9 protein-coding genes are annotated in these 11,508 nt (G+C 69.1%); 3 read left to right on the forward strand and 6 right to left on the reverse strand.

Features of this window, described 5'->3' with window-relative positions; genetic code table 11:
- Positions 1-32: 32 nt before the first annotated feature.
- From ACQ4WL_RS09675 to ACQ4WL_RS09690, 4 genes are read right to left on the reverse strand one after another with little or no spacing between them, the layout of a single operon-like run.
- Positions 33-1,259: a TolC family protein gene (locus ACQ4WL_RS09675; protein ID WP_436509505.1), complete on the reverse strand. Its 1,227-nt coding sequence runs from the start codon at positions 1,257-1,259 to the stop codon at positions 33-35.
- The gene (locus ACQ4WL_RS09680) at positions 1,256-1,582 is read right to left on the reverse strand and encodes a DUF3240 family protein (protein ID WP_436509506.1); all 327 of its coding nucleotides are present in this window, start codon (positions 1,580-1,582) and stop codon (positions 1,256-1,258) included. The genes ACQ4WL_RS09675 and ACQ4WL_RS09680 overlap by 4 nt, the downstream gene beginning before the upstream one ends.
- Positions 1,569-4,673: an efflux RND transporter permease subunit gene (locus ACQ4WL_RS09685; protein ID WP_436509507.1), complete on the reverse strand. Its 3,105-nt coding sequence runs from the start codon at positions 4,671-4,673 to the stop codon at positions 1,569-1,571. Before ACQ4WL_RS09685 ends, ACQ4WL_RS09680 begins: the two co-directional genes overlap by 14 nt.
- Positions 4,673-5,854, reverse strand: coding sequence for an efflux RND transporter periplasmic adaptor subunit (locus ACQ4WL_RS09690; RefSeq protein WP_436509508.1), 1,182 nt, complete (start codon positions 5,852-5,854; stop codon positions 4,673-4,675). The genes ACQ4WL_RS09685 and ACQ4WL_RS09690 overlap by 1 nt, the downstream gene beginning before the upstream one ends.
- A 111-nt stretch (positions 5,855-5,965) precedes the next feature.
- Here ACQ4WL_RS09690 and ACQ4WL_RS09695 point away from each other — a divergent pair, with 111 nt between their 5' ends.
- The 3 genes from ACQ4WL_RS09695 to ACQ4WL_RS09705 are packed head-to-tail and all read left to right on the forward strand — an operon-like array spanning position 5,966 to position 8,758.
- Positions 5,966-6,652 (forward strand): response regulator, encoded by a 687-nt coding sequence (locus ACQ4WL_RS09695; RefSeq protein WP_436509509.1) that lies wholly within the window; start codon positions 5,966-5,968, stop codon positions 6,650-6,652.
- Entirely contained in the window at positions 6,649-8,043 is a 1,395-nt protein-coding gene (locus ACQ4WL_RS09700) for an ATP-binding protein (protein ID WP_436509510.1), read from the forward strand. Before ACQ4WL_RS09695 ends, ACQ4WL_RS09700 begins: the two co-directional genes overlap by 4 nt.
- Before the next feature lie 16 nt (positions 8,044-8,059).
- The gene (locus tag ACQ4WL_RS09705; RefSeq protein ID WP_436509511.1) at positions 8,060-8,758 is read left to right on the forward strand and encodes a VIT1/CCC1 transporter family protein; all 699 of its coding nucleotides are present in this window, start codon (positions 8,060-8,062) and stop codon (positions 8,756-8,758) included.
- Between the two features lie 5 nt (positions 8,759-8,763).
- Here ACQ4WL_RS09705 and ACQ4WL_RS09710 read toward each other — a convergent pair whose 3' ends face one another.
- Complete coding sequence (locus ACQ4WL_RS09710) at positions 8,764-9,609, reverse strand: universal stress protein (RefSeq protein WP_436509512.1); 846 nt, start codon at positions 9,607-9,609, stop codon at positions 8,764-8,766.
- 31 nt (positions 9,610-9,640) lie between these two features.
- Positions 9,641-11,458: a PHA/PHB synthase family protein gene (locus ACQ4WL_RS09715; RefSeq protein WP_436509513.1), complete on the reverse strand. Its 1,818-nt coding sequence runs from the start codon at positions 11,456-11,458 to the stop codon at positions 9,641-9,643.
- Positions 11,459-11,508 lie beyond the last annotated feature (50 nt).

Here is an 11,508-nt window from a genome sequence, read left to right on the forward strand (position 1 = left end):
GAGTCGCGTGGATGAATCGTGTCGGCGCCGCCTCAGTCGATGGACCAGATGGCGTGCGCGTCGAGCTGCAGGCGCGCCTGGGCCGCCAGCGCCTCGATCTGGGCCGTCTGGGCCGTCAGTGCCGCGTCGAGCGCCTGCCGCCTGCCGGCCAGCGCTTCGGCCAGCGTGCATTCGCCTGCCTGGTAGGCGCGCTGCATCAGCTCCGCCTGGCGGATGGTTTGTTGTTGTACCTCTTGCAAGGTAGTCCATATCGCATGGCTATGCACGCTGTCGCTGGCGGCACGCCGGGCCGCCAGGGCGACGCGCAGCTGCGTCTGCGCGACCCGTTCGCGCGCCATCGAGGCCTTGATGGCCGCCGCCGACCTGTCGGCTGCACGCCCGGCGCCGGGCAGGGGAAACGACAGGCTGACGCCGAACACCCGCTCCTGGCCGTCGCGCTCGCGCGCGGCGCGCAGTGCCAGCGTCGGGTCGGGCATGGCGTCGCTGGCCAGCCGGCTGGCGCGCATGGCGTACAGGTCCGCTTCCGCCTGGGCCAGCTGCAGTTCGTGGTTGTCGTGCACGATGCGCTCGGTCCAGCTCGATACGCTCTCGCCATCGGCCTGCGGCAGGGGCAGCGATTCGGCCTGCGGACGCGGCAAGCCGGGGTAGCTGATGATCAGCAGCGCGAGTGTTTGGTCGCTGCGCTGGCGTGCCTGTTGCAGCAGGGCCAGCACGCGCCGCTGTTCCGTGTCGGCCTGCAGCAAGTCGAGCGCGGCGCCGTCGCCAGCCTGCACGCGGCGCGCGGCAATCGCTTGCAAGCGCTGCGTCACGGCCAGTTGCTCTTCCAGCCGCGCCACGCCGGCCAGCTCGCGCAGCGCGTCGAACCAGTCGCGCAGCAGGGCGCGCCCCGCCTCATGCCAGGCGTCGCCATGCAGCGCACGCGCGACAGTCATGCCTTGCTCGCCCAGCGCCTGATCCTGGCCGGCCTTGCCGAACCAGCGCAGGGGCCGTTCCAGCGCGACTTCCTGTTCCCGGTAGCGTTCCGCGCCGGGCGCGCTACGCCGGTTGGCGCCGGCGCGCACCGTCCATTCATAGGGGCCGGCGGCCAGCTTGTCGCGCTCCGCGCCGGCCAGTTGCGTATTGAGCATCCCCTGGCGCAGCGCCGGCAGGCTGGCCAGCACGCGCCGCACCTCGGCTTCGGGCGGCAGCGCGGAAGGGGCGCCAGGCGCTGCCTGCGCCCCCGCCGCGAAGAGCAGCAGTACCAGGGCGCGCGCCTTCATGCCAGTCTCCCGTGGCACAGCACGGGGCTGATCCAGTAAGCGATGTCGGGCTTGGGCAGTTGCGCCGCCAGTGCCTGCACGAGGAGGCGCAAGTCGGCGTCGATGCCGGCGATCAGGACCAGCTTGCGCCGCCCCCGTCCCCGCACCTGTTCCAGGCTGGAGGGGTAGGCGGCGCCCGGTCCCATGCCTTGCGCCTCGAGCACGGAAAAACCGGCAGCCCAGGCCGGGTGCAGCAGCAGGAAATCGAGGACGTCCTCTTCGAGGGCTACGGGCATGGCCAGCGTCAGCATGGCGTCGCAGGGGGAACGGTCAGGGTGCTGCATGGTGGGCTCCAGTGAGGGCAATGGTAGGGACAGATGGCTGCGCCACGCCGTAGCGGCGGAACAGCAGGGGCAACAGTACGAGGGTCAGCACGGTGGCGCTGAGCAGGCCGCCGATGACGACGATGGCCAGCGGCTTCTGGATTTCCGAGCCGGGTCCCGTGGCCAGCAACAGCGGCACCAGGCCCAGGCCGGTGATGCAGGCCGTCATCATGACGGGGCGGAATCGCCGCACGGCGCCTTGCAGCACCAGCTCACCGACCGGCACGCCGCGCGCATGCAGGTCGTTGAAGCAGGTGATCATCACCAGGCCATTGAGCACGGCAATGCCCATCAGCGCGATGAAGCCCACCGAGGCGGGCACGGACAGGTATTCGCCCGTCAGGGCCAGCGCATACACGCCGCCTGTCAGCGCGAACGGGATGTTGACCAGCACCAGCAGGGTTTGCCGGATGCTGCGCAAGGTCGTATACAGCAGCATGAAGATCAGCGCCAGCGCGATGGGCACGACCAGCGCCAGGCGTGCGGCGGCGCGCTGCTGGTTTTCGAACTGGCCGCCCCAGGCGATGCGATAGCCGGGCGGCAGCGGCACTTGCCGCGCCACCAGGGCCTTCGCTTCGTCGACGAAGCCGACCAGGTCGCGCCCGCGCACATTGGCGCGCACCACCACCAGGCGCGAGGCGTTTTCGCGCTCCACCTTGACGGGGCCGTCGACCGTGCGCAGGCTGGCCACCTGGCTCAAGGCGATGGCGGGGCCGTCCGCCATGGGCAGGCGCAGCTGGCCGAACAGATCGGCCGACAGCTGCAGTTGTTCGCCGCCGCGCAGCAGCAGGGGCAGCCGCTTGCCGCCTTCGATGACGATGCCCGCCTGGCGCCCTTCGATGAGGGTGCGCAAATCGCCCTGGATCTGCTCCACGGAGAGGCCCAGGCGGGCGGCGGCCACGCGGTCGATATCGACTTGCAGGTATTGCACGCCCGAGTTTTGCGTCGTCAGCACATCTTCGCTGCCGGCCAGCGTGTGCAGCTGGGCCACGATGCGCGCGGCGAGCGCGCCCAGCGCCTTGTTGTCCGGGCCGTAGATCTTGACGGCCACGTCGCCGCGCACGCCGGACAGCATTTCCGAGGTGCGCATCTCGATGGGCTGGGTAAAGCTGATATTGACGCCCGGAAAGCTCGCCGTGGCCGCCCGCAAGGCATCGATCAGCGCTTCCTTGTTCGCGCTGTGCCATTGCTTGCGCGCCTTGAGCACGAGGAAGGAGTCCGTTTCGTTCAGGCCCATGGGATCGAGTCCCAGTTCGTCCGATCCCAGGCGCGCCACGATGCGGCGCACGTCGGGCACTTGTTCCAGGATGCGGCGCTGGATGGCCATGTCCAGGCGCGCCGACTCTTGCAGGTTGACGGATGGCAGTTTTTCGATCTGCATGATGATGTCGCCTTCGTCCAGCGTGGGCATGAACGATTTGCCCACCTGCAGGAAGACGCCAGCGGCCAGCAGCAGGGCCGCCACGGCCACGCCGCCGATCAGGCGCTCGCGGCCCAGGGCGCGCCCGAGCAGGGCCAGGTAGGCCGCTTCCATCTTTTGCACCAGGCGCGGCGTGCCGGCGTGGCTTTCGGGCAGCAGCAGCGAGGCGAGCACGGGAATGACAGTCAGCGACAGCAGCAGCGAGGCGGCCAGCGCGAAGAGGATGGTCAGCGCCACGGGCGCGAACAGCTTGCCTTCCAGGCCCTGCAGCGTCAGCAGGGGCAGGAAGACGATCATGATCACCAGCATGCCTGCGCTGACGGGCAGCGCCACTTCGCGCACGGCCCGGTAGATGCGATGCAGGCGCGGCACTCCCGGTTGCGCGTGGGCGCCATGGGCTTCGATGTTTTCCACCACCACCACGGCCGCGTCGACCAGCATGCCGATGGCGATGGCCAGGCCGCCCAGCGACATCAGGTTGGCGCTCAGGCCATATGCCTGCATCAGCAGGAAGGTGCCCAGCGCTGCCAGCGGCAGGATGCAGGCCACCACCAGCGCCGAGCGCAGGTTGCCCAGGAAAACATACAGCAGCACGATCACCAGCACGGTCGCCTCGGCCAGCGCTCCCGTGACGCTGGCCACGGCCCGCTCCACCAGCTTGCCGCGGTCGTAAAAGGTGCTGATGGTGGTGCCCTTGGGCAGGGTGGGGCCGAGCGCGTCGAGGCGCGCGCGCACCTGCTGCACCACTTGCTGCGCATTCGCGCCGCGCATGGACAGCACCAGCGCTTGCACGGCTTCGCCGCGCCCGTCCTGGGTGACGGCGCCGTAGCGCGTCAGCTGGCCGATGCGCACCGTGGCCACCTGGCCCACGCTCACCGCCATGCCGCCGCGCCGGTCGATGCCGATGGCGCGCACGTCGGCCAGCGTGCGGATGCCCGCGTCGCTGCGGATCAGCAGCGCCTCCTCGCCGCTGCCCAGGCGGCCCGCGCCGTCGCTGCGGTTGTTTGCTTCCAGCGCCTGCTGCAGCTGGGCCAGCGACAGGCCGCGCGCGGCCAGGGCGGCCAGGTCGGGCACCACTTCGAAGCTGCGCACCATGCCGCCGAGCGAATTGACGTCGGCCACGCCGGCGATGTTGCGCAGCTGGGGGCGGATGGTCCATTCGAGCAGTGTGCGCTTTTCCATCAGGCTCAAGGGTCCCTCGATGGTGAACATGAAGATTTCACCGAGCGGCGTGGTGATGGGCGCCAGGCCGCCGCTGACGGAGGCGGGCAAGTCCTTGAGCACGCTGGCCAGCCGTTCGCTGACCTGCTGGCGCGCCCAGAAGACATCGGTGCCCTCCTGGAAGTCCAGCGTGATGTCGGCGATCGCATACTTTGACTGCGAACGCAGCACCGCCTGGCGCGGTATGCCCAGCAGTTCCTGCTCCACCGGGGCGACGATGCGTGCCTCGACTTCTTCCGGCGTCATGCCGGGCGCCTTCAGGATCAGCTTGACCTGGGTCCCGGAGACATCGGGGAAGGCGTCGATGGGCAGCGCGCGAAAGGCTTGCACGCCGGCCGCAGCCATCAGCGCCGCCAACACCAGCACCAGCAGGCGCTGCGACAGCGACAGGGCGATCAGACGGGCCAGCATCACTTGCCTCCCTGGACGGGTGCATCCGAGGCGGGACCCAGGCCGCTCCAGCTGCCTTTCAGCGCCGCCAGGCCGCGCACGGCCACCGCGTCGCCTGGCGCCACAGCGCCGCGCACCCACGCCATGCCGCCGCCGGCCGGCGTCGCTTGCACGGGCACTGCCGTGAAGCCCCTGGCATTGGCGACAAAGACGTACTCCTGGCGCGCCTCGCCCATGCGCCGCACCAGCGCCGCCGCCGGCACGGCCACGCCGCCCACCGCACCCGCTTTCTGCGCCGGGCGCAGCAAGCGCGCTTCGACAAATGCATTCACCTTCAGGCATGGCTCCTGGCCCACTTGCTGTGCGCGCAGCTGCGCACTTTGCGTGGCGGCGTCGACGACGGGCGAGATGGCCGTCACGCGCAGCTTGGCGCAGCCTTCCACCTGCAGCAGGTCACCCACGCTCAGCAGCGGCAGTTGCGCGCGCGAGGCTTGCAATTGCACCCACAGGGGGCCGCTGGCAGCCGTGCGCGCCAGCAACTCTCCCGCCTCGACGCGCTGTCCCTGCTGGACCGGCAGTTCCAGCACGGTGCCGGCCTGGCTGGCGCGCACCGTCAGCAAGGGCGACGGCGCGTGGCTGTCGCGCAGGCGCCGCAGCGCCGTCGTATCGAGGCCGGCGCTGCGCAGCGCCTGTTCGCGCTCGCGCGCCGCCAGCACGGCCAGCTGGGCCGCATCGCGGCTGGCGTCGAGCCGGGCGCGGGCGATGATGCCATCGCCGTACAGCGCCTCGTCGCGCGCCAGCCTGGCGCTGGCCAGCCTGGCCGCACTGGATTTTTCCAGATACTCGCGCTGCCATTCCAGCCAGGACTGGCTGAACAGCGTCAGCAGCGGCGTGCCTGCCCGCACCTGCTGCAGGGTTGCCACGTGCACGGCTTGCACCACGCCGCCCGGCATGGCGCTGACCATGGCGCTTGCGCCGGGCGGCGCCACCACGGTGCCCGACAGGACCAGGTCGTTGCCGGCCGGCGTATCGTTGCCGGCCAGCGTCGCGACGGCTGGCGTGGTGGCGATGCCGGCACGGCTGATTTGTTGTGGACTCAGCAGCAGTTGCTGCGGCGCGGCGGCCGACAGCAGTGGCCAGCCGAGCAGGGCGAGTATTGGCCAGCAAGGCTGGCAGCGGTTAAGATGGAGGGAAGCGGGCATGGGAGGCAGCCGGAAGTGGACGATGGAAGGATGGTCGCCAGCAGATGTTAAGAAGTTCTTAATGTCCGGCGCCTACGCTGCGAGCATGAAACTCCGACAGGACAGGCCACGATGCGCATATTGCTGACAGAAGACGACCCCCAGCTGGGGCGGGCCACGCAGATGGGGCTGGAGCAGGCCGGCTATGCGGTCGACTGGGTGCAGTCGGCCGAAAGCGCGCATATGGCCGTGCGCCTGCACCGCTATGGCTGTTTGTTGCTCGATCTGGCCCTGCCGGGCGAGGATGGGATGCAGGCGCTGGCGACCTTGCGCCGCGGCGGCTATGACGGAGCGATCCTGATCGTCACCGCGCGCGACCAGATCATCGACCGCGTGGCGGGCCTGGACGCGGGCGCGGACGACTTCATCGTCAAGCCCTTCGATCTCGATGAGCTGGCGGCGCGCATGCGCAGCGCCTGCCGCCGTGCGGCCGGGCGCACGCACGAAGAACTCGTGCATGGCGATATCGTCATCGATGTCGCCGCGCGCCAGGTGCGCCAGGCTGGCGTGGAGGTGCCCCTGACGGGCAAGGAATTCAGCATCCTGCTGATGCTGGTCGAACAGCGCGGGCGCATCCTGAGCCGCGTGCAGCTGGAAGAGGGCGTCTACAGCTGGGGCGAGGAAGTCGACAGCAACGCGCTGCAGGTGCATATCCACCATTTGCGGCGCAAGCTGGGCAAGGCGCTGATCCGCACCGTGCATGCGATCGGCTACAGCATCGACAGGCCTGCTACGCACGATGTGCAGGCGGGTCCATGACAGCGTCCACCCCGCGCGCCGCCGGCGCATGGTCGCTGCGGCGCACGCTGCTGGCCGTCCTGCTGGGACTGACGTTCACGCTTTGGGGCTTCAGCGCGGCCATCGTGTACCTGGAAGCGGGGCGCGAAAGCCAGGAACTGTTCGACCAGTCGCTGGCCGAGACGGGGCATTTGCTGCTCTCCCTGGCGGAACACGAAGTGCAGGAGCATGGCGCGAGCACGTCGCTGGTGATGCCGGTGGCGCAGAACCGCAACCACCGCCAGTATCTGCTGTTCCAGGTGTGGGATGCGCAGCACCGCTTGCTGTACAAGAACGCCGGTGCGCCCGACCAGGCGTTCGCCGCGCCGGCCGATGTCGGCTACAGCTGGCACGACAACGATGGCCGCCTGTGGCGCATCTACACGAGCTGGAATCACAACGCGCAGCTGCAGATCCAGGTGGCGGAACCGGCCAGCCACCGCCAGGAAATCAGCAGCCGGTTTGCCCTCAAGCTGCTGGCCATCGGCTTGCCGATGGCCGCCCTGGCGGCGCTGGCCATCTGGTGGAGCATCAACCGCGTGTTTCGCGCCTTGCGCCGTTCCGCCGATGAAGTGGCGCAGCGTACGCCCGACGATCTCGCCAGTGTCAGCGTGACTGGCGCGCCGCTGGAAGTGCAGCCGCTGCTGCAGGCCATCAACCGCCTGTTCCTGCGCGTGCGCCAGACGCGCGAGCAGGAGCAGCGCTTCACGGCCGATGCCGCGCATGAATTGCGCACGCCGCTGGCGGCCATCAAGACCAACCTGCAGGTATTGCAGCGCGCGCGCAGCGATGCGGAACGCAGCGAGTCCGTGACGGGCCTGGGCCTGAGCGTGGACCGCGCCACGCGCCTGGTGGGGCAGTTGCTGACCTTGTCCCGGCTCGACCCGCAGTCGCAGCCGCCGCCCGACCTGCCCGTGCTGGACCTGGCCGCCGTGCTGGCCGAACAGCTGCCCGCCTGGATGGCGCAGGCGCAGCGCCAGGATCTGCTGCTGCGGGCCGACCTGGCCACGGCGCCGTGCCGCCTGCAGGCGGACCATGTGCTGATCCTGGTACGCAACCTGATGGACAATGCCATGCGCTACACCCCGGCTGGCGGCACGCTGGCGCTGGCCTGCCGCACCGAGGCCGATGGCGTGCTGCTGCGCGTGAGCGATACGGGGCCCGGCATTGCAGAGCAGTTGCGCGAGCGCGTATTCGAACGCTTTTTCCGCGCCGCCGGCGCGCAGCAGCCAGGCAGCGGACTGGGTTTGTCGATCGTGCGGCGCATCGCCGAAACGCATGGCGCCAGCGTGCAGCTGGCCGCCGGGCCCGATGGTACGGGCCTGGTGGTGACGGTGCGTTTTCCCGCGCCCGCCAGCGCGCCATTTCCATGACTGAAGGGAGTTGACCATGCCATTGCGACACCGTGAGTTTCACCGAATGGACAATGTGGGCTGGCTGCGTGCCGCCGTGCTGGGCGCCAATGACGGCATCGTCTCGACGGCCAGCCTGGTGCTGGGGGTGGTGGCGGCCCATGCCACGCACGACAGCATCCTTGTGGCCGGCGTGGCGGGCCTGGTGGCGGGCGCCATGTCGATGGCGACGGGCGAATATGTCTCGGTGCAGTCGCAGGCGGACACGGAGCAGGCGGCGCTGGAGCGCGAGGGTGGCGAGCTGCGTGACGATCCGAAGGGCGAGTTGCGCGAGCTGACGCACATTTATGTAGAGCGCGGCCTGGCGCCAGCGTTGGCCGCCCAGGTGGCCACGGCGCTGATGGCGCATGACGCCATCGGCGCACATGCGCGCGATGAACTGGGCATCACCGAGAGCATGCGCGCGCGCCCGCTGCAGGCGGCGCTGGCTTCGGCGCTCAGTTTTGCCATCGGCGCGGCCCTGCCGCTGCTGGTGGTGCTGCTGGCGCCCATGGCCATGCTGGCGCCAGCCATCGCTGCTTCCTCGCTGTTGTTCCTGGCACTGCTCGGCGGCTTGGCGGCCAGGACAGGCGGAGCGCGCGTGGGCCGGGGCGTGCTGCGCGTGGTGTTCTGGAGCGCGCTATCGATGGCGGCGGCGTCGGGCATCGGCGCCCTGTTTGGCACCACGGTGGGCTAACTCTGTCAGTGCGACACCAGCACCGGCAAGGTCATTTCCTGCAGCACCGTGCGCGTGACGCCTCCCAGCAGCGCCTCGCGCAGGCGCATGTGGCCGTAGCAGCCCATCACGATCAGGTCGCACTGGCGCTGCGTCGCCATGGCCAGCAGGGCCGCGCCCACGTCCTGGCCGTGCGGCGTGTCGTGCTGCAGCACTTCGACGTTGACGCCGTGGCGCGCCAGGTACAGGGCCAGGTCGGCGCCCGGCTGCTCGCCATGCGCGGCCGGTTGGGCGTGCGAATTGACGACGGCCAGGGTGACTTGTCGTGCCCGTTGCAGCAGCGGCAGCGCATCGGTGATGGCGCGCAGCGCTTCGGCACTGCCGTTCCAGGCCAGCAGGGGATGCTGCGCGCCGCCCGCTAGCGCAGCCGATGGCGCATGCGGCACCATCAGCACGGGCCGCCCGCAATGCAGCATCAGGTATTCGGGCGTGCCGGCGATGACGCGCGATGGCGTATCCTGCGCGTCGGTCTGGCCAAGGATCAGCAAGTCGCAATAGCGCGCTTGCAGCAGCAGCGCGCCTTGCGCGTCGTCGTCGACGAAGCGCGTTTCGTAGGTGCCCAGGCCTTCTTCGCGGGCAATGCGCTCGAATTCATGCAAGGCTTCGCTGGCCTGGGTGCGCAGCGCCTGCATCTGCGCCGGCGCGAATTGCAGCGCGTTGACGCCGCCGCCATACGCGTAGCGCGAGATGCCGCTCATGGCCGAGCCGATCAGGTGGGCGCCTTCGGCAATGGCCAGGCGCACAGCCAGGCGGATGCGCTGGGCACAGTGGTGGGAATTGTCTACGTGGACCAGCAGGGTAGTGTAGGGCATGGCGTTCTCCTTGGTTGTCGGTTGTCGGTTGTCAGGTCTGCCGCACATAGTTGCCCGGCGCGTCGCCCAGGTCCGGGCCCATGGCCGGCGGCGCCACTTGCGCGCCCGAGCGCTCTGCCAGCCAGGCTTGCCAGGCGGGCCACCACGAACCGTCGTGGCGCGGCACGTCGCGCTGCCAGCTGTCCGCGTCGATGTAGGGCGCGTCGTGGCGGTGCGTGGCCAGCTGGTAGCTGCGGCGCGCCTGGCCCGGCGGCGAGACTACGCCCGCGTTGTGGCCGCCCGAGGTGAGCAGGAAGGTGACGTCCGTGTCGGTCAGCAGTTGCAGCTTGTAGACGGAGCGCCATGGCGCCACGTGGTCCGTCAGCGTGCCCACGGCAAAGATGGGCGCGTCGATGTCGGGCAGGGCGATGTGCCGGCCTGCCGTGCGGTAGCGCCCTTCGGCTAGGTCGTTGTGCAGGAACAGGCGGCGCAGGTATTCCGAGTGCATGCGGCAGGGCATGCGCGTGGCGTCACTGTTCCAGGCCATCAGGTCGTTGTCCTGGTCATCGAGGCCCAGCAGGTAATGGCGCAGCTGGCGCGACCAGATCAAGTCGTTCGAGCGCAGCAGCTGGAAGGCGCCCGCCATCTGTTTCGTATCGAGGTAGCCCTGTTTCCACATGGCCGCTTCCAGGAAGCTCACCTGGCTCTCGTCGATGAACAGCGACAGTTCGCCCGGTTCCTTGAAGTCTACCTGCGAAGCGAGCATGGTCAGGCTGGCCAGGCGCGCATCGCCGTCGCGCGCCATGCTTGCGGCAGCAATCGCCAGCAGGGTGCCGCCCAGGCAGTAGCCGGTCGCGTGAACCTGCGGCGCGCCCGTGATGCGCGCAATGGCGTCGAGCGCGTCCATCACGCCCAGCTGGCGGTAGTCTTCCAGCGACAGCTCGCGGTCTTCTTCACGCGGATTTTTCCATGAAATCATGAACACCGTGTGGCCCTGCTCCACCAGGTAGCGCACCAGCGAATTGTGCGGCGACAGGTCGAGTATGTAGTACTTCATGATCCACGCCGGCACGAACAGCAGGGGCGTGGCATGCACTGTCGCTGTCGCCGGCGCGTATTGCAGCAGCTCGATCAGGTCATTGCGGTAGACCACCTTGCCGGGCGTGACGGCCACGTTCTCGCCTGCCTTGTAGGTGCGCTGGTCTGGTGCATAGGCTCCCATGGCGGCGTGGCGCCAGTCGTCGGCCAGGTGCTGCGCGCCGTTCGCCAGGTTGGCGCCACCGCTTGCCAGGGTTGCCTGCTGTACCACGGGATTGGTCAGCATGAAGTTCGACGGCGCCAGCATGTCGAGCCACTGGCGCACGGTGAACGTGACGACATCTTCGTGGTGCGGCGAGACGCCGCGCACGCCCGTGGTGGCGCGGTGCCACCATTGCTGCTGCAGCAAGAAGCCCTGGTAGACCAGGTTGTACGGCCAGCGCTGCCACGCGGGGTCCTCGAAGCGCCGGTCCTGCGGCAGCGGCGCGATGCACGGCGGTTCGCTGGCGCTGCCGGCCTGGGCCGACTGCAGTGCAGATTGCAGTGCATACTGTTGCCAGCGCCCGATTTTCTTCCACGCTTCCTGCAGCAGGGTTTGCTGCTTCGATGGCGCCAGCGCCAGGTGGCTGAGCCAGTCAGCATAGGCGTTGCACAGCGCCGCCGGCGAAATGCCGCCCGTGAACTTGCCCAGCCAGGCATTCAGCAGCAGGTCCAGAGTGGCGCCTTCCGGTGCGCTCTCCGGATAGTCGGGCACCGGCACGCCTTGCCAGGCGCTGCCCTGGCGCTCATGTTCAACGTTTTGCTCCGCATTGCTCGCCTGCGTCTTGCTCATTCAGGACTCCTGTCATTTTTTTACAGGATAGCAAGAGCTTGTTCAAAAAA

This window comes from Janthinobacterium kochi, assembly GCF_051380715.1.
In the GTDB taxonomy this organism is placed as follows: Bacteria; Pseudomonadota; Gammaproteobacteria; order Burkholderiales; family Burkholderiaceae_D; genus Janthinobacterium.

What these genes read in the sequence shown, in the direction of transcription:
- ACQ4WL_RS09675 (WP_436509505.1), bottom strand. Translation starts at nt 1,259, where the DNA reads ATGAAGGCGCGCGCCCTGGTACTGCTGCTCTTCGCGGCGGGGGCGCAG.
- ACQ4WL_RS09680 (WP_436509506.1), bottom strand. Translation starts at nt 1,582, where the DNA reads ATGCAGCACCCTGACCGTTCCCCCTGCGACGCCATGCTGACGCTGGCC.
- ACQ4WL_RS09685 (WP_436509507.1), bottom strand. Translation starts at nt 4,673, where the DNA reads ATGCTGGCCCGTCTGATCGCCCTGTCGCTGTCGCAGCGCCTGCTGGTG.
- ACQ4WL_RS09690 (WP_436509508.1), bottom strand. Translation starts at nt 5,854, where the DNA reads ATGCCCGCTTCCCTCCATCTTAACCGCTGCCAGCCTTGCTGGCCAATA.
- ACQ4WL_RS09695 (WP_436509509.1), top strand. Translation starts at nt 5,966, where the DNA reads ATGCGCATATTGCTGACAGAAGACGACCCCCAGCTGGGGCGGGCCACG.
- ACQ4WL_RS09700 (WP_436509510.1), top strand. Translation starts at nt 6,649, where the DNA reads ATGACAGCGTCCACCCCGCGCGCCGCCGGCGCATGGTCGCTGCGGCGC.
- ACQ4WL_RS09705 (WP_436509511.1), top strand. Translation starts at nt 8,060, where the DNA reads ATGCCATTGCGACACCGTGAGTTTCACCGAATGGACAATGTGGGCTGG.
- ACQ4WL_RS09710 (WP_436509512.1), bottom strand. Translation starts at nt 9,609, where the DNA reads ATGCCCTACACTACCCTGCTGGTCCACGTAGACAATTCCCACCACTGT.
- ACQ4WL_RS09715 (WP_436509513.1), bottom strand. Translation starts at nt 11,458, where the DNA reads ATGAGCAAGACGCAGGCGAGCAATGCGGAGCAAAACGTTGAACATGAG.